Source organism: Pseudomonas sp. P42, assembly GCF_017973755.1.
GTDB lineage: Bacteria > Pseudomonadota > Gammaproteobacteria > Pseudomonadales > Pseudomonadaceae > Aquipseudomonas > Aquipseudomonas iridis.
The window spans coordinates 164,019-189,933 of record NZ_JACOPU010000005.1 but is presented as its reverse complement, the minus strand read 5'-3'; the positions used below and the strand labels follow the sequence as shown (position 1 = coordinate 189,933).

Genomic DNA, 25,915 nt, shown 5'->3' with positions numbered 1-25,915 from the left:
ACTTTGACCCGCAATCGAGCATATCCGGCGGCTGACTAGCCAAATCGAAACCACTGCAAAACTCCAACTTCGAAAACACGAAAGCCCCGTAATCTGGGGCTTTCGTGTTTCCGACAGCTGCTTTTTTTTCAAAAATTAAAACCTGGCACACCTCCTGCAATACCTCTCACAGGTGATTCGTTTCACCACCCGTTTCGGGGACCTTGGTACAGGCAGGCCGGGGATTCCCCTCTTTACATCGGGCTCGCACCGCAAAGCGACGAGCTCACCCTTTTGGGATCCTTGGTACAGGCAGGCCGGGGGTTCCCTCTTTACACCGGGCGTTTCGCTCAAGCGAAAGTCCACCCCGTTTTGGGAACCCTGATACAGGCAGGTCAGGGATTCCCGCTTTTATTGCTCTCGCAGGTGAATCTCCAGCCGCCAGCGGTCATCGACCTCGCTGCCGGCCCAATCTCCCTGCAGCGGCCGCGCCGCCAGCACCGTCAGCAACAACCCGCCATCACTCACTCGCGTACGCCAATTCACATCTTTGCCATTGAGCTTGAGCTGGCCTTTCTGCGCCCGCCCATCAGCCTGAAACAACAGCGCCACCGTGCCGTCGATGATCTCGCCGTGCAGTTTCGGTTCGTTGTTGAACCACACCACCAACCCGCTTTCAGTCACTTCGACCTGCTGCAATACGCTCGGGTCTGGCGTGGTCAGGCGGCCAATCATCAAACCGATCATCAAACCGACAATCGCCAGCGAACCGATCACCCGCGGGAATAGTTTCGAACGCGAGTCCGCTAGCGGCGTAGAATGCGCGTCATCTTTACCTTCGGAGCCGTGCATGTTTCACGTCATCCTTTTTCAACCAGAAATTCCGCCGAATACCGGCAACGTTATCAGGCTGTGCGCCAACAGCGGCTGCCACCTGCATTTGATCGAACCGCTGGGCTTCGAGATGGACGACAAGCGCCTGCGGCGGGCCGGTCTCGACTACCACGAATACGCCACGCTGCAACGCCACGCCGACCTCGCCAGTTGCCTGGAAAGCTTAGGCAATCCACGTCTGTTCGCATTCACCACAAAGGGTTCGCGGCCGTTTCATGATGCTGCGTTCGTGCCGGGCGATGCGTTCATCTTCGGCCCGGAAAGCCGAGGCCTGCCACCAGAAGTGCTCGACGCCCTGCCGGCCGAACAGCGCCTGCGCCTGCCGATGCGCGAAGGCTGCCGCAGTCTGAACCTGTCCAACACCGTGGCGGTGGCCGTGTATGAGGCGTGGCGGCAGAACGACTTCAAGTAACACCGCAGCGGATCTATCAACCCTCTGTAGGAGCTGCCGAAGGCTGCGATCTTTTGATCTTGTTTTTCGGGGATCAAGATCAAAAGATCGCAGCCTTCGGCAGCTCCTACACGAAGGTTTCGTTTACCCCATGAAAAAAGCGCCGTTTGAAGGCGCTTTTTTCATGGGGCAAACAAAGCTTTTATTGAACGGTTGGCGTCTCGCCGCTTTCCTGCATGCGCTGCAGCTCTTGCGCGTACAGGGCATCGAAGTTCACCGGAGCCAGCATCAGCGCCGGGAACGAACCGCGGGTTACCAGGCTGTCCAGGGTCTCGCGAGCGTACGGGAACAGGATGTTCGGGCAGAACGCACCCAGGGTGTGGCTCATCGAAGCCGCGTCCAGGTTCTTGATCAGGAAGATACCGGCCTGTTGCACTTCAGCGATGAAGGCGACTTCTTCACCGTTTTTCACGGTGACAGACAGGGTCAGTACGACTTCGTAGAAATCGCCTTCCAGTTCTTTCTGACGGGTGTTCAGATCCAGACCGACCGCCGGGTCCCACTGCTGGCGAAAGATCGCCGGGCTTTTCGGGGCTTCGAAGGACAAGTCGCGTACGTAGATGCGCTGCAAGGAGAATTGCGGTGCGGTTTCTTCTTCGCTGGCTGCAGTGTTCTGTTGGTCAGTCATCTCAGATCCTTTCTGATCTTGGGTCTTTTAGGGAGTGCTGTACGTGGGTGCAGCCGTTCAGGCCTTGAGCAGCGCGTCGAGCTTGCCGGCGCGCTCCAGGGCGAATAAATCGTCACAGCCGCCGACGTGCTTGCTGCCGATCCAGATCTGCGGCACGGACGTGCGTCCGGCTTTCTGGGCCATTTCGGCACGCACCTGCGGCTTGCCATCGACCTTGATCTCTTTGAAGGCCACGCCTTTGTTCTCGAGCAGGTACTTGGCTCGCGAGCAGTAAGGGCAGTAATCGCTGGAGTAGACGATGACTTCGCACATGTCACTTCACCAACGGCAGGTTGTCGCCTTTCCAGCTGGAGATCCCGCCGGACAGCTTGGCGGCGGTGAAGCCGGATTTCATCAGTTCGCGGGCATGAGTGCCAGCGGTCTGGCCCAGGGCATCGACCAGAATGATGGTCTTGGCCTTGTGTTTTTCCAGCTCGGCGACGCGTGCGGCCAGTTTGTCCTGAGGAATATTCACCGCGCCAACGATGTGGCCGGCAGCGAAATCCTTGGCTGTGCGAATGTCTACCACCACGCCCGCGTCTTTGTTGACCAGTGCGGTCAGCTCACCGGTGCTCAGGCTTTTACCGCCGCCCTGCATCGTGTGCGCCAGCAGCAGAGCCAGCAGTACGACGAAGATACCGACAAGAATGTAGTGGTTAGTGGCAAATTCAATCAGGTGAGCAACCATCGAAGGAGGTTCCAGGGCGTTAAAATGTCGGCCAGTATACACAGCCACTATGGTGGGCCAAACCCCGTCCGGCGGTGACGCGGTCGGAACTTCGCTTTAAACTCCAACTCCCTTTTCCATCGCCCTCTTCTTTATTAGCCACGAGTGGATTCCATGACTACCACGCCTAAACCTTTGGTCCTGATCATTCTCGACGGCTTCGGTCACAGCGACAGCCCCGAATCCAATGCCGTTTTTGCGGCGAAGAAGCCTGTGCTGGATCGCCTGACGGCCAACCAGCCGAACGGCTTGATCTCGGGCAGCGGCATGGACGTCGGTCTGCCGGATGGCCAGATGGGCAACTCCGAAGTCGGCCACATGAACCTAGGCGCCGGTCGTGTGGTGTATCAGGACTTCACCCGCGTGACCAAATCGATCCGTGACGGCGAGTTCTTCGAGAACCCGACCATCTGCGCCGCTGTGGATAAAGCCGTGGCTGCCGGCAAAGCCGTGCACTTCATGGGCCTGCTGTCGGATGGCGGCGTGCACAGCCATCAGGATCACCTGATCGCCATGGCCGAACTGGCCTTCAAGCGCGGCGCCGAAAAAATCTATCTGCACGCGTTCCTCGATGGCCGCGACACGCCGCCCAAAAGCGCTGCTTCGTCGATCGAACTGCTCGATGCGACGTTCCAGGCACTCGGCAAGGGCCGCATCGCCAGCATCGTCGGCCGCTACTTCGCCATGGATCGTGACAACCGCTGGGATCGCGTGGCCCAGGCGTACAACCTGATCGTCGACGGCAACGGCGAATTTAACGCAGCCACCGCCCAGCAAGCGCTGGAAGCGGCTTACGCCCGTGGCGAGAGCGACGAGTTCGTCAAAGCCACCACCATCGGTGAGCCGGTCAAGGTCGAAGACGGTGACGCCGTGGTGTTCATGAACTTCCGCGCCGACCGTGCTCGCGAGCTGACTCGCGTTTTCGTCGAAGACGATTTCAAGGACTTCGAACGCACGCGCCAGCCAAAACTGGCCGGTTTCGTCATGCTGACGCAATACGCCGCGAGCATTCCTGCACCGTCGGCGTTCGCGGCGGGCAGCCTGGAAAACGTGCTGGGCGACTATCTGGCAAAGAACGGCAAAACCCAGCTGCGCATCGCTGAAACCGAGAAATACGCCCACGTCACCTTCTTCTTCTCCGGCGGCCGTGAAGAACCGTTCCCGGGCGAAGAACGCATCCTGATCCCGTCGCCGAAAGTCGCCACTTACGACCTGCAGCCGGAAATGAGCGCGCCGGAAGTGACCGACCGTATTGTCGAAGCCATCGAAAACCAGCGTTACGACGTGATCGTGGTCAACTACGCCAACGGCGACATGGTCGGCCACAGCGGCGTGTTTGAAGCGGCAGTGAAAGCGGTTGAATGCCTGGACACTTGTGTGGGGCGCATCGTCGAAGCACTGGACAAGGTGGGCGGCGAAGCGCTGATCACCGCTGACCACGGCAACGTCGAAAAAATGGCCGATGAAGAAACTCACCAGGCGCACACCGCACACACCACCGAGCCGGTGCCGTTCATTTACGTCGGCAAGCGTGACCTCAAGGTCCGTGAAGGCGGCGTGCTGGCGGACGTGGCGCCGACCATGCTCAAGTTGCTGGGTCTGGAAAAACCGGTGGAAATGACCGGGACTTCGATTCTGGTTTAATCCGCGGCCTCAAAACACCGCTCAACCCTGTGGGAGCTGGCTTGCCAGCTCCCACAGTGGTTTATGGGGTTTTCGAAATGGAATTAAGCCTGTCTGGCGCTCCAGTTATCACACAGCCCCAATTGGGCGTTTTTTTTGCAGCCTCGGGCGGGCATACTAGGCCGTCCATTACCCTGGTGCCGCCCGCCCCTATGCTTCGCGTCCTGATTGCCCTCGCTCTGACCTGCCTGCTCCAACCGGCCTTCGCTGACGAGCGCGCGCAAACTCAACAGCAGCTGGACGCCACGCGTCAGGACATTGCCGAGCTGAAAAAGCTGCTGAGCAAGGTTCAGGAAGAAAAGTCCGGCGTACAGAAAGAGCTCAAGGGCACTGAGACCGAGCTGGGCAAGCTGCAGAAGCAGGTCGATGCACTGCAAAAAGAATTGCAGAAAAGCGAATCCGAGCTGCAACGACTCGATGCAGAGAAAAAAAAACTCCAGAGCGCGCGCACTGAACAACAACGACTGATCGCCATTCAGGCCCGTGCGGCCTTTCAGAACGGCCGTCAGGAGTACCTCAAACTGCTGCTCAACCAGCAGAATCCCGAGAAGTTCGCCCGCACCCTCACCTATTACGATTACCTCAGCCAGGCTCGCCTGGAGCAGCTGAAAAACTTCAACGAAACCCTGCGCCAGCTGGCTAATGTCGAAAAAGACATCGGCTTGCAGCAAGCGCAATTGCTGGTACAGAAAAGCGACCTCGACACCCAACGCGACGAACTCGAAAAAGTTCGCAAGGAGCGCCAGCAAGTGCTGGCCAAGCTCAACGAGGACGTCAAGGCTCGCGACCAGAAACTCGCCGCCCGCGAGCAGGATCAGGCAGACCTGTCTAAAGTCCTCAAGACCATTGAAGAAACCTTGGCCCGTCAGGCCCGAGAGGCAGAAGAAGCGCGAAAAAAAGCGCTGATCGCCCAGCAGGAAGCGGAAAAAAAGCGTTTGCGTGAGGCGCAAGCCCACGCGGATGCAGAATCGGACACCAGTGACGCCCCACGAAAACCTGTCAAATCGTCTCCCGGCGCACTGGTTTCCAGCAGTGGCGAAACCTTTGGCGGGGCTTTTGCGGCAACCCGGGGAAAACTTCCATGGCCGGTTGATGGTCGATTGCTGGCACGCTTCGGTGAAAGCCGTGGCGATGACGCCCGCACCAAGTGGGATGGCGTGATGATCAGCGCCTCCGCCGGCAGCCAGGTGCATGCCGTACACGGTGGACGCGTGGTGTTTGCCGATTGGCTGCGGGGCGCCGGGTTGCTGGTGATCCTCGATCACGGCAATGGTTTTCTGAGTCTTTACGGTCACAACCAGACACTGCTCAAGTCAGCGGGTGACGTGGTTAAAGCCGGTGAGTCCATCTCCACTGTCGGTAACAGTGGCGGTCAGGACACATCAGCGCTGTATTTTGCAATTCGTCAGCAGGGTCACCCGAGTGATCCGGCGCAATGGTGTCGTGCGCAAGGATAAGCGCACCACCTAATTCAGGAGTTTGTTCGACATGCTGCATTTGTCCCGCCTTACCTCGCTGGCCCTGACGATCGCCCTGGTGATCGGCGCGCCTCTGGCGTTTGCCGCTCAACCGGCTCCGGCCGTCGCTCCGGCAGGCACAGCTGCGACCTCCAAGGCCCCGCTGCCGCTGGAAGAGTTGCGCACCTTTGCCGAGGTCATGGACCGGATCAAAGCCGCATACGTCGAGCCGGTGGACGACAAGACGCTGCTGGAAAACGCGATCAAGGGCATGCTCAGCAACCTTGATCCGCACTCGGCTTACCTGGGCCCTGAAGACTTCACCGAGTTGCAGGAAAGCACCAGCGGCGAGTTCGGCGGCCTGGGCATTGAAGTCGGCGCCGAAGACGGCTTTATCAAGGTCGTCTCGCCAATCGATGACACGCCTGCGTCGAAGGCCGGCATTCAGGCTGGCGACTTCATCGTCAAGATCAACGGTCAGCCGACTCGTGGCCAGACCATGACCGAAGCCGTGGACAAGATGCGCGGCAAGATCGGCCAGAAAATCACCCTGACCCTGGTACGCGACGGTGGCCCGCCATTCGACGTGACCCTGGCGCGCGCCGTGATTCAGGTGAAGAGCGTCAAGTCGCAGCTGCTGGAGTCGGGCTACGGCTATATCCGCATCACTCAGTTCCAGGTCAAGACCGGCGATGAGGTCTCCAAGGCCCTGGCGAAGATGCGCAAGGACAACGGCAAGAAGCTCAACGGCATCGTTCTCGACCTGCGCAACAACCCGGGTGGCGTGTTGCAGGCCGCGGTGGAAGTGGTCGACCACTTCATCACCAAAGGTCTGATCGTCTACACCAAAGGCCGCATCGCCAACTCCGAGCTGCGTTTCTCTGCTACCGGCAAAGACGAAAGCGAAGCAGTGCCGATGGTCGTGCTGATCAACGGTGGCAGCGCCTCGGCGTCGGAAATTGTCGCCGGCGCCCTGCAGGACCAGAAACGCGCTGTGGTCATGGGCACCACCAGTTTCGGCAAAGGTTCGGTACAGACCGTGCTGCCGCTGAACAACGACCGCGCACTGAAGATCACCACCGCGCTGTACTTCACGCCCAATGGCCGTTCGATCCAGGCCCAGGGCATCGTCCCGGACATCGAAGTGCGCAAAGCCAAGATCACCAGCGAGGCGGACAGCGAATACTTCAAGGAAGCCGATCTGCAGGGCCATTTGGGCAACGGCAATGGCGGCGCCGACAAACCGAGCGGTTCCGCAGGCAAGGCCAAGGCCATGCCGCAGGATGACGATTACCAACTGGCCCAGGCCCTGAGCCTGCTCAAAGGCCTGAGCATTACGTCCGGCCGCTGAGGATGTCTTTGCGTTTCGTCTTCGTTCTGCTGTGCTGTCTGGCGGGTGCTGCTCACGCACAACCCGCCGGCTCTACGCCTCACAAAGCCTACCTGACACTGATCATCGATGACCTGGGGCAAAGCCTGCCCCGGGATCGCCGCGTGCTGGCCCTGCCCGGCCCGGTGACCGCGGCGATCATGCCCGACACGCCTCACGCCACCGAATTCGCCCGTGAAGCCCATCGGGCCGGCAAGATCGTCATCTTGCACATGCCCATGGATCCGGCGACCGGCCCATACGCCTGGCATCCCGAACTGCCCATCGAAGAACTCGAAAAGCGTCTGATCGCCGCGTTCAAAATGGTCCCGTACACCGCGGGCATCAATAACCACATGGGCAGCCGCATGACGGCGCAACCGGAGGCAATGGCCTGGTTGATGGGAGAGTTGCAGCGACGCCACAAGTTCTTCGTCGACAGCCGCACCAGTGCGCAGACCGTGGCCGCGCAGCAAGCGCAGAAGATCAATCTGGCGAGTGTTTCGCGCGATGTTTTTCTCGATGACGAGCGCACCGAGGCGGCAATCTTCACCCAGTTGCAGACCGCGATCAGCCTCGCGCGCAAACAGGGTTCAGCGGTAATGATCGGCCATCCTTATCCACAAACGCTGGCCGTGCTGGAGCGAGAGCTGCCCAAGCTTAAAGCTCAAGGCATTGAGTGGATCGACATCAAACAAATGATCAGCGTGCGCAGCAATCGCGCCATGGCCGGTCATGGCAAGGACGGCCTCTACCGGTAACGGCCTGTTGCGTCAGGCAATAGATAGTTACCACCAGTCACCCCTCGCACTTCCGGATAGTGAGACCTGCAACAGGTCGCGACTCCCCTGAGTCGCTGTTCAACTATCAGGAGTGACCATGACTATTTACGACAACGCTCAAGTATCCGACTGGCAGAGGGAACCCATCAGGGTCGACAACCTGCTGATCAACTTTACGACCGAGTTCCTGAGCATCTGGGACACCTACGGCTCCAGCGCGGAACCGGCGTCTTTCTGGCGCCCGACCCCGGCGGCCGATGTGCTGCCCGGCTACTTTCCATTGGGCGACGTCGTCCATCCGGGCCGTGACAACATCAACAACAAGAAAGTCGTGGCGGTGGTGTGCGAGGCGAGCACACCGGCGGCCGATCCCGAAAAAGGCAAGGCCCTGAGCGCACCGACCGACTTCGAGCTGGTCTGGAAAGACTCAGGCTCCGGCGCGACCAAGAACGGCTCCGTCTGGCGCCCTCTCCCGCCGGAAGGTTACGTCGCGCTGGGTTCGGTGTGTTCCAACAGCCACGAAAAACCTTCTCGCAATGCCGTTCGCTGCGTACGGGCCGACCTTGTCAGCGCGTCAGCCACTTGCGATCTGATCTGGAATGACAAAGGCAGTGGTGCGCGGCAGAGCATCAGCACGTGGAGCGCCGCGCCGCCGGTGGCCGCTTCGGGGGAAATGCACCTGGCGCCCGGCACGTTCGCCGGAGTCAGCGGTTACGCGTTGCCGGCGAATTTTCTGGTGTATTCGTTACGCCTCCACCTTGCGGTTCAGGTCAATCCAAAACCGACAGCACCCGTGCTCCTCGGGGTGACGCCTGAGCCCCTGCACGCGCCTGAGCAGCCGACCTACACCGCCAGGCTGCCCTGGTTCGCCGTCAAGGATCCCTTGTTCACTCCACTGGAGCAGCGCGACCACTCGCCCTTCTATCAACTGGAGCGCACGGATCACTATGTGCTCGTCGGCCATGGTCACAACAGCGGGCAAGACAGTACGACATTCCGATGGTCAGCCCAGCGCGCGCAACGCACGCGAGGTCAATGGGCGTTCTCGACACTGACCTCCATCGAATTTGGCGTGCAGTGGGGCGCGCAGGCACCCAGTCCGTTTCTGTTTTCGGCGCGGCTCAGCCATGAGTTGACGCAATGCGAAATGCCCAACAATGAATGGCTCGACACCTCTGCGATCGACGTCGTAGCGGTAGTGGACAGCCATAAGGCCGTGGCGGTTTATCTGATTCAGAGTGACTACAGTCTTGTGCGCGCAGACGGTACGCCGGTGACCACTACGTTCAGTTATACCGACGGTCGCAGCCTGCACATCAGCCAATACACACCGGGGGCGCCTGCGAGCACGGTTGCTGTGGCGCCGGAAGCGCAAGTGCCAGGGGTCGCGGACATCCCCGCGACGGACAACGATAGTGCCACCCCGCTGGCGGAAACGGCGCTGGAGGAGGTTACAGATACCGCGCCATGATTTCGTCCACTACACCTTCTTTGCGCAGTTGATCGAGCGCGTCCTGCAGCCTGGCGACGACGTCATCGGAGACGTCCTTGTTTAACGCCAGGTATAACTCGGCGCTATTGAAGCGCAGCACCGTTTTCAGCCCCGTCACACCCTCCTGCCGCGCGAGGTAACGCCCGGCAGGATCTCCCGTTGCCCACAGATCAATCTGTCCGCTGACCAGCTTCTTGGCGTTGTCCTGATCGCGCAGCACGACCACGGGCTTCAAGCCTTGCTTGGTCAGCGTCTCGGCAATCGCGTCGCCTTTGTAGGCGCCGATTTTGTACTTGCGCGCGTCATTGAGGGTTTCGAGGGTGATCTTGCTGTCAGCCTTGGCCAACAGGATCCAGTCATCGGGGCCGATCGGACCGACCCACTTGAAGAGTTTTTCGCGATCCGGCAGACGCGCCATCACGAAGGCACCGTAACCGGGATTTTCCAGCGCCAGTTTGTACACCCGCTCCCAGGGGAACCGCAGGGTCAGGCTGTAAGTGACGCCGGCACGCTGGAATATCTCGCGAACGATGTCGGTGGCGATGCCGTTGATGTTCTCGCCCTGGGCGAAATTCTTGCCGTTCTTCGCCATGTTGTAGGGCGGGAAGTTTTCGGTGAGGAGCACCAGATCAGTGTCGGGACTGTTTTCGGCCCGGACGGTGTTGAGCAGCAACACAGAGGCACTGGCAAGAACAAGAAGCAGGCGTTTGAACATGTCGGGCTACCGAAATCCATGGCGTGCCCAAGAGTGCCTTGGGCACGCCATGCTGTCCACTGGCCTGTACCGTTTTAGCGCATCCGGATTTCGCGATACTTCTATCGATCAAAAACTGTACGTGATGCACACGACTGTTATTCACCAGCACATTACAACAATGCCATAAGTACACTAGGCGGAATAATAGACGCGCCGATTGGCCGCGAGGCTGGCTTATATTATCTGTGTGTTGTGGGAACCGACTCAGTGGAGCAACAACTCACCGTTGGTTCACTTGAAAATTTACAAATCCTGGCCGCACGTCTCGTCGACGCCGTTACAAGCAGGTTGCCCGAACCGACACCTGAAATCACGCCTGACGCTGGTTATCTTTTAATCAAATATCGTGAAACCGATGATCGCAATATTTGGACTCGGATATACGCCGGCCCCGTGGGAGCAACGGACTGAGCGACTATCGATCCCATGTCCTACACCAAGATAGGCGACAGCTTTCTGGTACCGCTCGATGCTCTGCCATTGACGCTGTGCAGTTACACCATGGATCGGAATCTAAGCGCTTCAGAGGTCCGTGCAGATCTGCTGCAAAGCTCTGGGACAGATTGAGGACCTGGCCGCTTGACGATCGATCTGAACCGCCAAGCGGCGCCGCCGCATCTGAGGCACTTAGCGCATCACGATCCCGCGATGGGCCATATAGGCCTTGGCTTCCTGCACGGTGTATTCGCCAAAATGGAAAATACTCGCCGCCAACACTGCGCTAGCGTGGCCTTCAAGGATGCCGTCGGCCAAGTGCTGCAAGTTGCCGACACCACCGGAAGCGATCACTGGAATGCCCAGTGCATCGCTGATGGCGCGGGTCACGCCGAGGTCGAAACCGTTTTTCATGCCGTCCTGATCCATGCTGGTCAGCAGGATCTCACCGGCCCCCAGGCCTTCCATTTTCTTCGCCCACTCGACCGCGTCCAAACCGGTCGGCTTGCGCCCACCGTGGGTGAAGATTTCCCAGCGCGGGGTTTCGCCCGGGCCGGAAACCTTCTTCGCATCAATGGCGACGACGATGCACTGCGAGCCGAAGTGCTGCGCGGCTTCGCCAACGAATTCCGGGTTGAACACGGCTGCGGTGTTGATCGACACCTTGTCCGCGCCGGCATTGAGCAGGTTGCGGATGTCTTGCACGGTGCGCACGCCACCGCCAACGGTCAGCGGGATGAACACCTGACTGGCCATGCGCTCGACTGTATGCAGCGTGGTGTCGCGGCCATCGACGCTGGCGGTGATATCGAGAAACGTAATCTCGTCGGCGCCCTGCTCGTCATAACGACGGGCGATTTCCACCGGGTCACCGGCGTCGCGGATGTTCTCGAACTTCACACCTTTGACGACCCGGCCGTTATCCACGTCCAGGCAAGGGATGATGCGCTTGGCTAACGCCATGGGCTTAATCTCCGATTAAGAGTTGCAAGCTTCAAGCTACGAGCTGCAAGAAAAAGCCGATCACGGTCGAGTTTCTAACTTGCAGCTTGCAGCTTACAACTTGGAGCTGGCCGCGTAGCCATCACAAAAAGATTGAGCCTCTGCAACATCCAAAGTGCCCTCATAGATCGCCCGGCCAGTGATGGCGCCGATGATGCCCGGCGCCCTGGCGTCGAGCAGCGACTTGATGTCACCGAGGTTGTGGATACCGCCGGAAGCGATCACCGGGATCTTCGTTGCCGCAGCCAGCGCGGCGGTGAACGGTACGTTGCAGCCCTGCATCATGCCGTCTTTGGCGATGTCGGTATAAACGATCGAAGACACGCCGTCGGCTTCAAACTGCTTGGCCAGATCGATGACCTGCACGGTGCTGATTTCAGCCCAGCCGTCAGTGGCGACAAAACCGTCCTTGGCGTCGAGGCCGACGATGATTTTGCCCGGAAACGCGCGGCATGCTTCGGCGACGAAGGCCGGATCTTTCACGGCTTTGGTGCCGATGATCACGTAGCTCACGCCAGCCTTTACGTAGTGCTCGATGGTCTCCAGCGAGCGAATACCGCCGCCGATCTGGATCGGCAGGTTCGGATAGCGTTTGGCGATGGCGGTAACCACTTCGCCGTTGACCGGCTGGCCTTCGAAGGCGCCGTTCAGGTCGACCAGATGCAGACGACGGCAGCCGCCCTCCACCCACTTGGCAGCCATGCTCACCGGGTCATCGGAGAACACCGTGGAATCTTCCATGCGGCCCTGGCGCAGACGCACGCAGGCACCGTCTTTAAGATCGATAGCGGGAATAATCAGCATGCTTTTTCCTTCGTCAAAAGAGCTGCAAGCTGCAAGCCGTAAGCTGCAAGCGCGCACGCGTGTCTACTTCTTGCAGCTTGCAGCTTAAAGCTTGCCGCTGCTCCTATTCTTTCTCGAGCGCCCACAGGTCGCTTTCGATGCTTTCAAACCGCTCTTTGAGGTGGGTCTGCACATCGAAAATCGCCCTGTTGTAATAGTGCGGAGCAATTTCGCGGGTAAACAGCTCAAGAATTTCTGCCGCTTCGAACGAACCCAGGTCCAGTTCGAAACGATCCTCCATGAACCGCTTGATCTTGTGATTGGCCTCGTTCTCCTGTTCGGGAGTGAGGGTCAGGATCGGCGGTTTGGACTTCTTGGCGGCCATTTACCAGCGACCGTCCCACGCTGCGAAGTTCTGCAGCAATTGCAGGCCATGGGTATGGCTTTTCTCCGGGTGAAACTGCACGGCGAAACGCGAGCCATCGGCCAGCACTGCAGCGAAATCGACACCGTAATGACCGCCGCCCACCACCTGCCGCGCGTTGGCGGCGGCAATGTAGTAGCTGTGCACGAAATAGAAACGCGCCATGTCCGGAATGTCGTGCCAAAGCGGGTGACTGACCTTCTGCTTCACCTCGTTCCAGCCCATGTGCGGGACTTTCAGGTGTTCGCCGTCTTCATGCAGGTCTTTGCCGAAGAACTTCACCGCGCCCGGGAACAGGCCGATGCAATCGACGCCGTCGTTCTCTTCGCTGGTATCGAGCAAGGCTTGCATGCCGACACAGATGCCGAGGAACGGACGATCCTGGCTGACTTCACGCACCAGCGAATCAAACCCGAGGCGACGGATCTCCGCCATGCAATCGCGAATCGCGCCGACACCCGGAAACACCACACGGTCAGCTTCGCGGATCACGTTCGCATCGCTGGTGATCAACACTTTACCGGCGCCGACGTGCTCGAGGGCCTTGGCCACCGAGTGCAGGTTACCCATGCCGTAATCGATAACTGCAACCGTCTGCATTACAGAACGCCTTTGGTCGATGGCATCTGCCCGGCCATGCGCTCGTCGAGCTCCACAGCCATGCGCAGCGCGCGGCCGAAAGCCTTGAACACGGTTTCGATCTGGTGGTGAGTGTTGGTGCCACGCAGGTTGTCGATGTGCATGCTGACCAGCGCGTGGTTGACGAAGCCCTGGAAGAATTCCTGGAACAGGTCAACGTCGAAGCCGCCAACGGTGGCGCGGGTGTACGGCACGTGCATTTGCAGGCCCGGACGACCGGAGAAATCGATCACCACGCGCGACAGCGCTTCATCGAGCGGCACATAGGCGTGGCCGTAGCGACGGATGCCTTTTTTGTCGCCGATGGCTTTGGCGAAAGCCTGGCCGAGGGTGATACCGACGTCTTCCACCGTATGGTGGTCGTCGATATGCAGATCGCCCTTGCATTCAATATCCAGGTCGATCAACCCGTGACGGGCGATCTGATCCAGCATGTGCTCAAGAAAAGGAACACCGATATCGAATCGGGCCTTTCCGGTGCCATCAAGGTTGATCGAGGCTTTGATCTGGGTTTCCAGAGTGTCGCGCTCGACAGAAGCCTTACGTTCGGCCATCACCAGCTCCGCAAAATCATTGGGCGAAAAAGGCAGCCATTATAGGCACGCGGGCGCGAAACAGAAACACGAGAGGTGATATGACTGACGGAGTGAATCCGGGGGTGTCGTGGGTAGACATGTGCATACAAGCTACCGGGCACACCACAAAAACAAGTGTGGGAGCGAGCCTGCTCGCGAAAGCGGTAGATCAGCCAACATTTATGTCGACTGACACTCCGTCTTCGCGAGCAGTCTCGCTCCCACCGTTTTCGCGCTTATGCAGCTAACAACTTAGTTAAACAGTACCGCCGTTTTCTGCAGGGTCACCCACACACCCCACGCCAACGGAATACCCACCACCAGCCACGCAGCGACAGCCAACGGCTTGCTGCCCGGTGCCGCTTTCCATTCCAGAACGGTGGTCGCATCGGCACCTTTGTCATGGCCCAGCGCCTGTTCGGCAGCCAGTTCGGCATCGGTCATGAAGTACTTGTCAGCCACCGGGCGCACCAGCAGGTTGCACAGGAAGCCCAGCACCAGCAGACCGGCGAGGATATACAGCGTGATGTCATAAGCGGCGGCGCGTTCAACGCCGATGCTCAGTTGATACTCACGCAGGTAGTTCACCAGCACCGGACCAAGCACACCGGCCGCCGCCCAAGCGGTCAACAGACGACCGTGGATCGCGCCAACCATCTGCGTTCCGAACAGGTCGGCCAGATACGCCGGAACCGTGGCAAAACCACCGCCGTACATCGACAGGATGATGCAGAACGCCGCCACGAACAGCGCAACGTTGCCCAGGTGTCCCAGGTTCGGGATCAACGCGTACAGGGCAAAACCCAGCGCAAAGAACACGAAGTAAGTGTTTTTACGACCCAGGTAGTCCGAGAACGATGCCCAGAAGAAGCGGCCACCAATGTTGAACAGGCTCAGCAGACCGGTGAAACCGGCAGCAATTGCGGCGATGGAAGCCAGTTGCCCGGCATCCAGCTGGCCGAACGGCAGGTCAACACCAATCAATTTGCCGCCGAACACTTCCTGCAACAATGGCGAAGCCATGCCAAGGATGCCGATACCGGCAGAGACGTTCAGGCACAACACCAGCCACACCAGACGGAATTGCGGGGTTTTCCACGCCACATTCACGTGTACGTGACGATGAGTGATCATCGCGTTCGCGGCTTTTTTCGCCGGAGCGGTCCAGCCTTCAGGCTTCCAGCCGGTTGGCGGCACACGGTAGGACAGTGCCCCGCCGATCATGAACACGAAGTAGATCGCGGCCATTACCAGGAAGCTCTGCCACACGCCGACGCCAGTTGGCGATGCGAAGTGGCCCATCAGCGCTGCGGCCAACGGTGCACCGACCATCGCGCCACCACCGAAGCCCATGATCGCCATGCCGGTCGCCATGCCGCGCTTGTCCGGGAACCACTTGATCAGGGTCGACACCGGCGAGATGTAGCCCAGGCCCAGACCGATACCACCGATCACGCCGGAACCGATCCACATCAACCAGATCTGGTGGGTATAAATCCCCAGCGCCGAAATCAGCAGACCGCCGCACCAGCACAGAGCCGATACAACGCCAGCCTTACGTGGCCCGGCGTGTTCCAGCCAGCCACCCCAGATCGCTGCCGAGCAGCCGAGGAAGATGAAGAACAGGGTGTAGATCCAGCCGAGCATCGAGATCGGCCAGTCGCATTGCGACGAGAAGACTTGTGCGATGAAGCTCATGTCCGGCGCGCAAGCCACCGGTGCAGTAACGCCCAGCGCCTTGGACAACGGCAACCAGAACACCGAAAAGCCGTAGGCCATGCCGATGCACAGGTGAATGGCCAGAGCGGCCGGTGGAACCAGCCAACGGTTGAAACCGGGCTTGGCGATGATGCGTTCCTTGGACAGGAACGCGGGCTGATCGGCTTTGAAGCCATCCGCCGTGATGCTCGTGCTCATTGTGTATCCCCCAATTATTAGTATGGTTCGCCAGCCACTGTTCACCCCCGGCCTTATGCACGCAGGCATGACCGTTTTTTTGAGTGAAGCTCCTTGAAGGCGCGACGTTAAGTCGCAGAAGGACGGACGAACCGGCGAAGGTTACCATTTGCACGTGACAGAAAAACCAAACTGATATCACCTTTTTTCTGTCACCTGATCGTATCTCTGCGGGGAACCCCCATCGCATCCGTTGTCGAAGCGCTACAAGCGGCGAGTCAACGACCAAGGCAGGACGCCTCAGCAGTGAAGACTGATGCAGCGCTATACTCCCCGGCTAAATTACGAATTCGACTAATTACAAGGACTCGCCCATGAAAGCGTTCGGCAAAATCCTGGGTCTGGTACTTCTCGGGCTGTTGCTGATCATTGTGGCGGCAGGCTTTGCCCTGACCCACCTCTTCGATCCCAACGACTATAAAGACGAGATCCGCCAGATAGCCCGCGACAAGGCCCACATCGAGCTGACGCTCAATGGCGATATCGGCTGGAGCCTGTTCCCGTGGCTCGGCCTGGAATTGCACGAAGCCAGCGTCGCCACCCTCGCCAAACCCGCCGAACCGTTTGCCGACTTGCAGATGCTCGGTCTGTCAGTGCGCGTGCTGCCGCTGTTGCGCCGCGAAGTGCAGATGAGCGATGTGCGCGTCGAAGGTCTCAACCTGCGCCTCAACCGTGACAAGAACGGCCATGGCAACTGGGAAGATATCGGCAAGGCGCCAGTCGCGCCTGGTGCAACGCCGCCGGCCACTGCTCCCGGTCAACCCGCCAGCGAGCCCACTGTAGCGGTAGAAAAACCGGCGCAGCCGATCCGCCTCGACATCGACAGCCTGACCGTCAACAACGCCCGCGTTGAGTACACCGATGAACTGAGCGGCAAGCAGTTCAGCGCCGAGAGCATTCAATTGAGCACCGGCCCGGTGCACGACTCGACCAACATCCCGATCAAGGCCACGGCATTTCTCGGCACCAATCAACCGGTGCTGCGCGTGCGCACCGAGCTCAACGGCGAGCTGCGCTTCGAGCGCGCCCTGCAACGCTACAAATTCGAAGACATGAAGCTCTCCGGCGAAGTGGCGGGCGATCCGCTGCAAGGCAAGACCATGACTTTCTCCGCCCAAGGGCAAGTACTGCTCGATAAAGCCGCGAACGTCGCCGAATGGACCGGAATCAAGATCTCCGCCAACCAATTGCGCGCCTTGGGTGAACTGAAAGCCAACGACCTCGACAAGACCCCGCAGATCACTGGCGGCATCTCGATCGCCCAGTTCGATCTGGCGAAATTCGTCGACAGCATCGGTCAAAAACTTCCGGCCATGGCCGAAGGCAGCCTGAGCAAAGTCGAACTGGTCAGCCGCATTGCGGCCACACCGACCAGCGTCGCGTTCGACAACATCAACCTGAAACTCGACGACAGCAGCTTCAGCGGGCGCATCGCCGTCGAAGACTTCGCCAAGCAATCGTTGCGGGCGACCCTCAAGGCAGACACCTTCAACGTCGACCGTTACCTGCCGCCGAAATCGGAAAAGGCCATCAACGCCACGCAAACCCGTCAGGCCGAAGTCGCCAGCACCGAAGCCAATGCCATCGCCGGTGCGGGTTCTACACCGCTGCCAGACAAACCTAGCAAAACCGCTTGGAGCACCGAGCGCCTGCTGCCGGTTGAACGCCTGGCCAAACTCGATGTGGACGCCGACCTGACTTTCGGCCAACTGACCCTCGACAAACTGCCGATCCAGAATGCCGCGCTCAAAGCCACCGGCCAGGGCGGCCTGCTGACCCTCGGTAACCTCAGCGGCGAGCTGTACAACGGCGGCTTCGAAGCCAAAGGCACCCTCGACGTGCGCCCGAGCGCCCCGGTGCTCAACCTGCAGACCAAAATCAACCGGGTGCCAGCGGAAAAAATCCTCGAAAGCCAAGGCAAAAAACCGCCCGTCACAGGTTTGGTGACGCTCACCAGCAACCTCACCGGCAGCGGCAACAGCCAACAGGCGCTGATCGACAGCCTCAACGGCAACGCCAGTTTTGTCATCAACAACGGCGTGCTGCTCAACGCCAACCTTGAGCAGCAACTGTGCAAAGGCATCGCCACCCTCAATCGCAAATCACTCAGCGGCGAGCCACGGGGCAAGGACACTCCGTTCCAGGAACTCAAGGGCAACCTGACTTTCCGCAACGGCGTTGCCAGCAACCCGGACCTCAAGGTTCGTATTCCGGGCATGACCGTCAACGGTGACGGCGACATCGATCTGCGGGTGCTGGGCATGGACTACCGCGTCGGCATCATCGTCGAAGGCGACACCAGCGCCATGCCGGATCCGGCCTGTCAGGTCGGCGACAAATTCGTCGGCATCGAGTGGCCACTGCGTTGCCGTGGTCCGCTGGAACTGGGCGCCAAGGCGTGCCGTCTGGACAACGAACGCATGGGCCAGGTCGCGAGCAAACTGGCCGGCGACAAACTCAGCGAGAAGATCGACGAGAAACTTGGCGACAAAGTCAGCCCGGAACTGAAAAACGCATTGAAGGGGCTGTTCAAGCGATGAGAGCGGAGCAGTTTTCAGAGGCGGTGCTGGATTGGTTCGACCGCCATGGCCGTCACGATTTGCCTTGGCAGCAGAACATCAACCCGTATCGGGTGTGGGTGTCGGAAATCATGTTGCAGCAGACTCAGGTCAGCACTGTGCTCAACTACTTCGACCGCTTCATGGCCGCGTTGCCAACGGTCGAAGCACTGGCCGAAGCGCCGGAAGACGAAGTGCTGCACCTGTGGACCGGCCTGGGTTACTACACCCGCGCACGCAATCTGCAGAAAACCGCGAAGATCGTCGTCAGCCAGTACGCTGGCGAGTTTCCGCGCAATGTCGAGAAGCTGGTGGAGCTGCCGGGTATAGGCCTGTCCACCGCTGGCGCCATCGCGAGCATCAGCATGGGCCTGCGCGCGCCGATCCTCGATGGCAACGTCAAACGCGTTCTGGCGCGTTTTACCGCGCAAGAGGGCTACCCCGGCGAGCCGAAGGTCGCCAAACAGCTGTGGGCCAACGCTGAGCGTTTTACGCCGCACGATCGGGTCAACGCCTACACACAGGCGATGATGGATCTCGGCGCCACGCTGTGCACCCGCAGCAAGCCAAGCTGCCTGCTATGTCCGCTGGAGCGTGGCTGCGAAGCCCACATGCTCGGCCTGGAGACGCGCTATCCGATTCCCAAGCCGCGCAAAGCCATCCCGCAGAAGCGCACGCTGATGCCGATGCTCGCCAATGGCAAAGGCGCGATTCTGCTTTATCGCCGCCCCTCGACGGGTTTGTGGGGCGGCTTGTGGAGCCTGCCGGAACTCGATGACCTCGACGACCTGCAACATCTCGCCGATCAGCACTCGCTGGCACTGGGCGAGCAGCAGGCGTTGCCGAGCCTCGTCCACACCTTCAGCCACTTCCAATTGTCCATCGAACCCTGGCTGGTTCAGGTACAGGAGGCCAGCCATCACGTGGCCGATGCCGACTGGCTCTGGTATAACCTCGCCACCCCGCCGCGCCTGGGCCTCGCCGCCCCGGTCAAGACCTTGCTCGAACGCGCGGCCGCCGTATTGAATGCAGGAGAGTCAGCATGACCCGCACCATCATGTGCCGTAAGTACAAAGAAGAACTGCCCGCTCTGGAACGCGCCCCTTTCCCGGGCGCAAAAGGTCAGGATATTTTTGACCACGTCTCGGCCAAGGCCTGGGCCGACTGGCAGAAACACCAGACCCTGCTGATCAACGAAAAACGCCTGAACATGATGAACGCCGAAGATCGCAAATATCTTCAGGGCGAAATGGACAAGTACTTCTCCGGCGAGGAATACGCCAAGGCCGAAGGCTACGTTCCGCCTGCGGAGTAACCCCGCAAAATCGGGGGTCGGATCGTAAGCGACGGAATTAATTTAAGAAATTTTAAAAAAGTCGTTGACGAGAATCCGAAAAACCCTTTTAATGCGCCCCGTTGCCCAGATAGCTCAGTCGGTAGAGCAGGGGATTGAAAATCCCCGTGTCGGCGGTTCGATTCCGTCTCTGGGCACCAAATACCGAAAACCCTGAATCGCAAGATTCAGGGTTTTTTTATGCCTGCGATTTGACGAGGGCTGTTGCCGCCCCAGGGATTCGCGATACCTTGGCCGCCCCTTACGGAAGAGGGTCACCCCCGCGATGAACCAGAAACGAACCCGCATCCCCCTGCCCCATCCGCCGCCCTATCGCCCAAGCCGGGTGACTTACTGGCTGACCGTTCTCGTTGCCGTGCTGATGGCCTTCGCCATCAGTGCATCGATCTGGATGCTGATCGACAGCTGGGTCACTGGCTCCATCACCACCAACAATCGCGGCCCGCGCAGCACCTACACCCTGGCCCTGCAACCTCGGCGGTTCTGGATTGAGTTTGTGTGGCAGAGCATAGGCACTGTTTTTTTGCTGGTGATCGGGGTGTTCGGGTTATGGGCATATCGCAAAGCGCAGGAGTCTGTGGAGAAACCCAAGGGCAAGCGCACAAAGCGATAAACCAGGGCTGCTTTCAGAGGGCGTTGACGTAATCGACTGGCAGCAAGACCGTGTCCACTGCAGCATCTACCGGCAGGGACACCACCGTGATCAGCGGGCAGACGATCATGATGTAACAGATGACGGCATGGGGCATGCCGTCTCCCCCTCTCACGCCAAGCAAGTGCAAGTTGCCATCAACACCTTTGTAGTAAGGCTCTGCAGAGTCACCGTTCAATCGCCCGATCATCGTTCCACAACCGGCCAGCATCAACATCAGGCCCACCACTGAGCCAATACGCAAAATCCTTTTCAAACCAGCGCGTCCTTAATCACCAAACATGAGGCGCGGGATTGTACCCGCGTCTCAACTTTGCAATCACACTGATCGCTATCCCGGCTCATTCCAGTGGAACACCAGATTGCGCCGTTATGACGACTCCCGGGCTGTTGCAGAGCACAACAGTTACCTTTTGCTTGATCAAAAGCGCGAGGGCCGCGTTCTAGAAAGATTTGAACTTGGCGCTCGTACGAAATGGACTACAGACCGAAGCCACCTGAAACGCTTTCACCAGCAACTTCCTGCAACAACGATCCCGTCTTCCTGCTGACTTCACAGCCTCGCCCGACATCCCTGGCCAGCGACTGCCGGCATGCTTGCGCTCCTTTTTCCAATGACGTGGAAGACCCGATGAGCAAGCTTGAACCTGCCGACACGCAAGACCCGAAAATCGATTCATTGCTGGGCGATCTTGGCGAACTGATTCGCCAGGCTCGGCAAAAAGTGCTGCGTGTGGTCGATACGATTCAGGTTCAGACCTGCTGGCAGATTGGCCGGCATATTGTCGAGTTTGAACAGGAAGGTGCCCGGCGGGCCGGGTATGGCCAGCAGTTGCTGGCAACACTGGCGAAGGAGCTGACGGCGCAGTTCGGGAAGGGCTTTGATGCCTCGAACCTTCGTTACATGCGCCTGTTTTATCAAGCATTTCCAATTCGTGACGCACTGCGTCACGAATTGAGCTGGACCCACTATCGCAGGCTGCTCAGGGTCGAAAGTGAAAAGGCTCGCCAGTGGTACATGGACGAATGCGCCACCCTCAACTGGTCGAGCCGCGCCCTGGATCGCCAGATCAATACGCTCTACTACGAGCGCCTGCTAATGAGCCGGGACAAGGCCGGTGTTATCGAGGAAGCCACCACCAACATCGCTGCCCTGAACTGCAATCCACGTGAATTCATCCGCGACCCCGTCATCCTCGAATTTCTCGGCCTGCCATCTCCGGGCAAGGTGAATGAAACGGGGCTTGAGCAAGCGCTCATCGATCATCTGCAGAGCTTCCTGCTGGAACTGGGCAAGGGCTTCTCTTTTGTGGCTCGACAACAACGCATCAGCGCCGGCGGTTCGGATCTGTACATCGATCTGGTGTTTTACAACTACCTGCTCAAATGCTTCGTGATCATTGACCTCAAACGTGGCCAACTCAGCGCACGCGATGTCGGGCAGATGGATATGTATGTGCGCATGTACGACGAGCTCAAGCGCAGTGAGGGTGACAAACCGACCGTCGGGATCATTTTGTGCGCGCAAGATAACGAGGCGGTCGCGCGTTACTCGATCCTCAAAGGCAATGAGCAACTGTTTGCCAGCAGTTACAAAACAGTACTGCCCAGCGTGGAAGAGTTGCGAGCGGAGCTGCAAAGAGAACAAGCATTGATCGAGGAACGCATGCTCTCTGAATCCACCGAATAAACGCCGCGGATTGTCCCTTGGGCGTGTCGAGACTATCGTGGGCAGCATCCCGCAAAGGTCGAGCACCATGAGCTGTCAGGACACGCCCCCATTGCAAGCTGCGCAGCGCAAGCCGCCATTGGCTGCCGAGCTTCAAGGTGATCCGTTCAAGGAAACAGCCGCCGACGGTTTTGTCCTTGGCGGTTTTACCTGGCGTCATGCCCTGCCCGACATCCAGCGCCCGGTCGTAATCCTCAACGCCGCCACTTCGGTGCACTGCCGTCATTACTCGCGTTTCGCTGCCTATCTGTTCGCCAATGGCTTCGACGTCATCACCTACGACTACCGTGGCATCGGTGAATCTCGACGCGGCTCGATCAAAGGCCTGAACGCCTCATGGACAGACTGGGGCGCGCTGGATTTCGAGGCGATGCTCCGGCGCGCACAACGGGAATTCCCGGGGCAGCCAATCGATGTTGTCGGCCACAGTTTTGGTGGCTGCGCGGCTGGGCTCGGTGAGTCCGGACAGGTCATCCGACGGCTGGTCAGCGTCGGCGCGCAGTTCGCCTACTGGCGCGATTACGCGCCTGAACAGCGCTGGCGGATGTTCGGCAAATGGCATCTGCTGATGCCGCTGTTAACGCTGTTCTGCGGCTACTTCCCCGGCAAACGTCTCGGCTGGCTGGAAGACACGCCGGCAGGCGTAGTGCGCGACTGGAGCACGCCCACTGCGCGTTACGAACGTCGTCCAAGCGGCAGAGCGATGTTGGCGAGAACAGGCCAACTGCCCTTTGCCAACGTCCGCGCACAGACCTTGGCGATCAGTATCAGCGACGACCCTTACGGCACGATTGCAGCCATCGAGCGCCTGCTCAGCTACTTCAGCCATGCGCCAAAAACCCACCTGCGCATCGCCCCACAGGACATCGGTGAGCAACAAGTCGGACATTTCGCCTTTTTTCGCAGCGCATACCAAGCCACACTATGGCCCATCGCTCTGAACTGGCTGCAAACCGGCAAACTGGCCCCCGACACACCGGGGCGGGAAGTACCGCGCAGCTGAGCCTCATTCAACGCACGACGGAACACACCATGGCCTCCGCCAACAAGCAGCAAAAACGCGCCGCCCGGGCCAAAACCAAGGCCAAGCAGAACCGCACCAAACGCGCCGAGGCGCCGGTCGAGCTGGACCCGAACGATGACCGCATCGACTTCGAATCGGTGGACCTGACCGAGCTGTTCAAGAAAATGATCGACGCCGAGAAGATCAGTCAGCAAGCGATGTGCACCGCATTCCTCGAAGACCCGCTGCTGGAACTGGTCTACGAGCAGGAGGGCGAAGAAGGCTCCATGGATTTCATCCTCGCAGCGCTGATCGAGTATCGCCAGTGGTCGCAGGAAACCGACGAGGCCGGCGCGCTGGCGTGGATCGAATCCCCCGCGTTCCAGGCCGACTATGTGGCGGCGTCCGACGCTATCGCTGCACAAACCCAACAGAAGAACTGAGTTCCCATGGCATCCCTGAACAAGCAACAAAAACGCGCCAAACGCGCCAAGGCCAAAGCCAAGCAAATCCGTATGGTTGGCCGCAAGCCGCTGGATCAGGACGAAGACCTCGGCCACCTCGCCGAGCCGATCCCTGAATACACTCTGGCAATGTTCAGCAAAATGCGCGACGCCGAAGCCGTCAGCCGCAACGACATGCTGCTGACACTGCTGCGCGAACTGGCGTTCATCATCATCGATCACCCTGATCTGCTGGACATGGAAAACGCCGACAACGAAGGCATGGCCGCCACCCACCTGGCCGCCGACATGTTGATCGACTACCGCATGTGGGCCGACGGCATGACGATCGAAGCCGCCCAGGCCTGGCTGAGCGAGCCGCAGTTCATCACCGACTTCGGGATTGCGCTGGATACGTATGCCAAGTCAGTGGAATCGCAGGAAGAAAAGAGCGAGTAATCCGCGCTCACAAACAAAAACGGCCGCTAGTCATCACTGACAGCGGCCGTTTTGTATTACGCGCTACGGATCAGTTCAACACCACCGCACCACGTTTTTCCTGCTTGCGACGGCGAGACACCAGCAGACCGGTCGCCACTACCATCAGGCTCAGCAGGCCGGTGGCAAGGATTTCCACGCGGTGCGCTTCCTGGAACAACATGATGGTCAGGGCCGCGACGATGAAGATGATCACCGCGTAGGTCAGGCCCGGGAACAGCCACATGCTGAAGTCGATTTTCTCGCCACGGGCCATGCGCTGTTTGCGCATCCGCAGTTGCGAGAACGCGATCACCAGGTACACCAGCAGTGCGATCGCACCGGAGCTGGCCAGCAGGAATTCGAACACGGCTGCCGGGGCCACGTAGTTGGCGAATGTGCAGAGGAACGCGGCGCCAGTGGACAACATCACCGCCCAGTAAGGCGTACCGCTTTTGTTGGTGCGAGTCGACATGGCCGGTGCGTCACCGCGCTTGCCGAGGGAGAACAGCATGCGCGATGAGGTATAGAGCGCCGAGTTCAGGCAGCTGGTTACAGCGACCAGAACCACGATGTCGACGATCATTTTCGCGTTCGGGATGCCCATGCGCTCCAGCACAGTCTGGTAGGAGCCGAGGTTGGCCAGCATAGGATCGTTCCATGGCACAAGCGCCACGACGATGAAGATCGACACGAGGTAGAACAGGCCGATCCGCCAGATCACCGAGTTGGTGGCCTTGGAAATCTGCTTGCCCGGGTCCTTCGATTCCGCGGCCGCGATGGTCACGATCTCGGTCCCCATGAACGAGAACATGGTGGTCAGAATCGCGCCCAACACCGCACCCATACCGTTTGGCAGGAAGCCGCCGCTGTCGAACAAGTGCGAAACGCCGCTGACCTGGCTGTTCGGCAGGTAGCCGAAAATTGCCGCAAGACCGAGCCCGATGAACCCGATGATCGCCAGCACCTTAACCAGCGCAAACCAGAATTCAAACTCGCCGTAGTTCTTCACGCTGAAAAGGTTGGTCACGGTCAGCAGCAGGGTGATGACCAGCGCAAACGCCCAGATGCCTACATCGGGGAACCACGCGTGCAGGATGGTCGCGGCGGCGTTGGCTTCCAGCGGAATCACCAACACCCAGAACCACCAGTACAACCAGCCGATGGTGAAGCCGGCCCAGTGCCCGATGGCGCGGTCGGCATACGTCGAGAAAGAGCCGGTGTCGGGCGAAGCAACCGCCATTTCGCCGAGCATCCGCATCACCAGCACCACCAGGGTACCGGCGGCTGCATAGGCCAGCAGCACTGCAGGACCTGCGGCGGCGATGGCATGGCCGGAGCCAACGAACAGACCGGCGCCGATAACACCGGCGATCGACAACATGGTCACATGACGCGGTTTGAGCCCCTGTTCGAGGCCATTGGAGCTTGGGGTACTGCTCATCGAAACTACCTTTGCAAGGAAAGCGATTGCGTCCGGCCCGTCCGGAATTTCCTTCTCGTAAAAAGAAACCAACGGGGCGTTCCTTATTCTGCACGCAATAATTGCGCCAAAATATTTCAAACTCTTTCGGGCCGGGGCTTTGCGCGCGACCGGACAGTCATCGCAAGTCCTTGGATTTAATGG

General features: G+C 59.4%; 28 protein-coding genes and 1 tRNA gene. 16 read left to right on the top strand and 13 right to left on the bottom strand.

Annotated elements, in window-relative coordinates; translation table 11 throughout:
* Positions 1-390: 390 nt before the first annotated feature.
* Entirely contained in the window at positions 391-831 is a 441-nt protein-coding gene (locus H8B20_RS17705) for a hypothetical protein (RefSeq protein ID WP_210624042.1), read from the bottom strand.
* On the opposite strand from H8B20_RS17705, the gene H8B20_RS17700 reads away from it, so the two are divergent.
* On the top strand, positions 830-1,285 hold the full coding sequence (locus tag H8B20_RS17700; protein ID WP_003220777.1) for a tRNA (cytidine(34)-2'-O)-methyltransferase: 456 nt from the start codon (positions 830-832) through the stop codon (positions 1,283-1,285). The genes H8B20_RS17705 and H8B20_RS17700 overlap by 2 nt on opposite strands.
* Before the next feature lie 181 nt (positions 1,286-1,466).
* On the opposite strand, the gene secB is transcribed toward H8B20_RS17700, so the two are convergent.
* Genes secB through H8B20_RS17685 form a run of 3 tightly spaced genes read right to left on the bottom strand, consistent with a single transcriptional unit; the run spans position 1,467 to position 2,679 of the window.
* Positions 1,467-1,952: a protein-export chaperone SecB gene (gene secB / locus H8B20_RS17695; RefSeq protein WP_042557206.1), complete on the bottom strand. Its 486-nt coding sequence runs from the start codon at positions 1,950-1,952 to the stop codon at positions 1,467-1,469.
* 57 nt (positions 1,953-2,009) lie between these two features.
* Positions 2,010-2,264 carry a glutaredoxin 3 gene (grxC, locus tag H8B20_RS17690; protein WP_210624041.1) on the bottom strand — a complete coding sequence of 85 codons (255 nt, stop codon included), beginning with the start codon at positions 2,262-2,264 and terminating at the stop codon, positions 2,010-2,012.
* Between the two features lies 1 nt (position 2,265).
* Positions 2,266-2,679, bottom strand: a complete 414-nt coding sequence (locus H8B20_RS17685) for a rhodanese-like domain-containing protein (RefSeq protein ID WP_042557204.1) — start codon at positions 2,677-2,679, stop codon at positions 2,266-2,268.
* 153 nt (positions 2,680-2,832) lie between these two features.
* Here H8B20_RS17685 and gpmI point away from each other — a divergent pair, with 153 nt between their 5' ends.
* The 5 genes from gpmI to H8B20_RS17660 all read left to right on the top strand — a co-directional run bounded on the left by gpmI (position 2,833) and on the right by H8B20_RS17660 (position 9,480).
* Positions 2,833-4,362, top strand: a complete 1,530-nt coding sequence (gpmI, locus tag H8B20_RS17680; RefSeq protein WP_210624040.1) for a 2,3-bisphosphoglycerate-independent phosphoglycerate mutase — start codon at positions 2,833-2,835, stop codon at positions 4,360-4,362.
* A gap of 191 nt (positions 4,363-4,553) precedes the next feature.
* Positions 4,554-5,858 carry a murein hydrolase activator EnvC family protein gene (locus H8B20_RS17675; protein ID WP_210624039.1) on the top strand — a complete coding sequence of 435 codons (1,305 nt, stop codon included), beginning with the start codon at positions 4,554-4,556 and terminating at the stop codon, positions 5,856-5,858.
* Positions 5,859-5,889: 31 nt separating this feature from the next.
* A complete protein-coding gene (locus H8B20_RS17670; protein ID WP_200613984.1) occupies positions 5,890-7,209 on the top strand; it encodes a S41 family peptidase in 1,320 nt (439 codons plus the stop codon).
* 2 nt (positions 7,210-7,211) lie between these two features.
* Positions 7,212-7,988, top strand: a complete 777-nt coding sequence (locus H8B20_RS17665; protein WP_210624038.1) for a divergent polysaccharide deacetylase family protein — start codon at positions 7,212-7,214, stop codon at positions 7,986-7,988.
* 118 nt (positions 7,989-8,106) lie between these two features.
* Positions 8,107-9,480 carry a Vps62-related protein gene (locus tag H8B20_RS17660; protein ID WP_210624037.1) on the top strand — a complete coding sequence of 458 codons (1,374 nt, stop codon included), beginning with the start codon at positions 8,107-8,109 and terminating at the stop codon, positions 9,478-9,480.
* Here the strand turns inward: H8B20_RS17660 and H8B20_RS17655 are convergent.
* Positions 9,461-10,216, bottom strand: a complete 756-nt coding sequence (locus tag H8B20_RS17655; protein ID WP_210624036.1) for a substrate-binding periplasmic protein — start codon at positions 10,214-10,216, stop codon at positions 9,461-9,463. The genes H8B20_RS17660 and H8B20_RS17655 overlap by 20 nt on opposite strands.
* A 249-nt stretch (positions 10,217-10,465) precedes the next feature.
* On the opposite strand from H8B20_RS17655, the gene H8B20_RS17650 reads away from it, so the two are divergent.
* Positions 10,466-10,669 carry a hypothetical protein gene (locus H8B20_RS17650; protein ID WP_210624035.1) on the top strand — a complete coding sequence of 68 codons (204 nt, stop codon included), beginning with the start codon at positions 10,466-10,468 and terminating at the stop codon, positions 10,667-10,669.
* A gap of 216 nt (positions 10,670-10,885) precedes the next feature.
* Here the strand turns inward: H8B20_RS17650 and hisF are convergent, their stop codons facing one another.
* The 6 genes from hisF to H8B20_RS17620 form a co-directional block, all read right to left on the bottom strand.
* A complete protein-coding gene (hisF, locus tag H8B20_RS17645; RefSeq protein WP_007897430.1) occupies positions 10,886-11,656 on the bottom strand; it encodes an imidazole glycerol phosphate synthase subunit HisF in 771 nt (256 codons plus the stop codon).
* Between the two features lie 93 nt (positions 11,657-11,749).
* The gene (gene hisA / locus H8B20_RS17640) at positions 11,750-12,499 is read right to left on the bottom strand and encodes a 1-(5-phosphoribosyl)-5-[(5-phosphoribosylamino)methylideneamino]imidazole-4-carboxamide isomerase (protein WP_042557197.1); all 750 of its coding nucleotides are present in this window, start codon (positions 12,497-12,499) and stop codon (positions 11,750-11,752) included.
* Positions 12,500-12,602: 103 nt separating this feature from the next.
* The gene (locus H8B20_RS17635; RefSeq protein ID WP_210624034.1) at positions 12,603-12,863 is read right to left on the bottom strand and encodes a DUF2164 domain-containing protein; all 261 of its coding nucleotides are present in this window, start codon (positions 12,861-12,863) and stop codon (positions 12,603-12,605) included.
* On the bottom strand, positions 12,864-13,502 hold the full coding sequence (gene hisH / locus H8B20_RS17630) for an imidazole glycerol phosphate synthase subunit HisH (RefSeq protein WP_210624033.1): 639 nt from the start codon (positions 13,500-13,502) through the stop codon (positions 12,864-12,866).
* Complete coding sequence (hisB, locus tag H8B20_RS17625) at positions 13,502-14,095, bottom strand: imidazoleglycerol-phosphate dehydratase HisB (protein ID WP_042557195.1); 594 nt, start codon at positions 14,093-14,095, stop codon at positions 13,502-13,504. The genes hisH and hisB overlap by 1 nt, the downstream gene beginning before the upstream one ends.
* Positions 14,096-14,368: 273 nt before the next feature.
* Positions 14,369-16,033: an OFA family MFS transporter gene (locus tag H8B20_RS17620; protein WP_042557194.1), complete on the bottom strand. Its 1,665-nt coding sequence runs from the start codon at positions 16,031-16,033 to the stop codon at positions 14,369-14,371.
* A 353-nt stretch (positions 16,034-16,386) separates the two neighbouring features.
* Here H8B20_RS17620 and H8B20_RS17615 point away from each other — a divergent pair, with 353 nt between their 5' ends.
* The 5 genes from H8B20_RS17615 to H8B20_RS17595 all read left to right on the top strand — a co-directional run bounded on the left by H8B20_RS17615 (position 16,387) and on the right by H8B20_RS17595 (position 20,597).
* Positions 16,387-18,612: an AsmA family protein gene (locus H8B20_RS17615; protein WP_210624032.1), complete on the top strand. Its 2,226-nt coding sequence runs from the start codon at positions 16,387-16,389 to the stop codon at positions 18,610-18,612.
* The gene (gene mutY / locus H8B20_RS17610; protein ID WP_210624031.1) at positions 18,609-19,676 is read left to right on the top strand and encodes an A/G-specific adenine glycosylase; all 1,068 of its coding nucleotides are present in this window, start codon (positions 18,609-18,611) and stop codon (positions 19,674-19,676) included. The genes H8B20_RS17615 and mutY overlap by 4 nt, the downstream gene beginning before the upstream one ends.
* Positions 19,673-19,945: an oxidative damage protection protein gene (locus tag H8B20_RS17605; protein WP_008024947.1), complete on the top strand. Its 273-nt coding sequence runs from the start codon at positions 19,673-19,675 to the stop codon at positions 19,943-19,945. Before mutY ends, H8B20_RS17605 begins: the two co-directional genes overlap by 4 nt.
* 103 nt (positions 19,946-20,048) lie before the next feature.
* Positions 20,049-20,124 (top strand) — tRNA-Phe (locus tag H8B20_RS17600).
* 125 nt (positions 20,125-20,249) lie between these two features.
* Complete coding sequence (locus tag H8B20_RS17595) at positions 20,250-20,597, top strand: hypothetical protein (protein WP_042557191.1); 348 nt, start codon at positions 20,250-20,252, stop codon at positions 20,595-20,597.
* Between the two features lie 13 nt (positions 20,598-20,610).
* Here H8B20_RS17595 and H8B20_RS17590 read toward each other — a convergent pair whose 3' ends face one another.
* Entirely contained in the window at positions 20,611-20,892 is a 282-nt protein-coding gene (locus H8B20_RS17590; protein WP_042557190.1) for a YceK/YidQ family lipoprotein, read from the bottom strand.
* 375 nt (positions 20,893-21,267) lie between these two features.
* On the opposite strand from H8B20_RS17590, the gene H8B20_RS17585 reads away from it, so the two are divergent.
* From H8B20_RS17585 to H8B20_RS17570, 4 genes are all read left to right on the top strand, one after another.
* Positions 21,268-22,326, top strand: a complete 1,059-nt coding sequence (locus H8B20_RS17585; RefSeq protein ID WP_042557189.1) for a PDDEXK nuclease domain-containing protein — start codon at positions 21,268-21,270, stop codon at positions 22,324-22,326.
* Between the two features lie 67 nt (positions 22,327-22,393).
* Positions 22,394-23,368 carry an alpha/beta hydrolase family protein gene (locus tag H8B20_RS17580; RefSeq protein WP_210624030.1) on the top strand — a complete coding sequence of 325 codons (975 nt, stop codon included), beginning with the start codon at positions 22,394-22,396 and terminating at the stop codon, positions 23,366-23,368.
* A 29-nt stretch (positions 23,369-23,397) separates the two neighbouring features.
* A complete protein-coding gene (locus tag H8B20_RS17575) occupies positions 23,398-23,811 on the top strand; it encodes a hypothetical protein (protein ID WP_042557187.1) in 414 nt (137 codons plus the stop codon).
* 6 nt (positions 23,812-23,817) lie between these two features.
* Positions 23,818-24,270 (top strand): hypothetical protein, encoded by a 453-nt coding sequence (locus H8B20_RS17570; protein WP_042557186.1) that lies wholly within the window; start codon positions 23,818-23,820, stop codon positions 24,268-24,270.
* A 70-nt stretch (positions 24,271-24,340) separates the two neighbouring features.
* On the opposite strand, the gene gabP is transcribed toward H8B20_RS17570, so the two are convergent.
* Complete coding sequence (gene gabP, locus H8B20_RS17565) at positions 24,341-25,732, bottom strand: GABA permease (RefSeq protein WP_042557183.1); 1,392 nt, start codon at positions 25,730-25,732, stop codon at positions 24,341-24,343.
* Between the last annotated feature and the right edge of the window lie 183 nt (positions 25,733-25,915).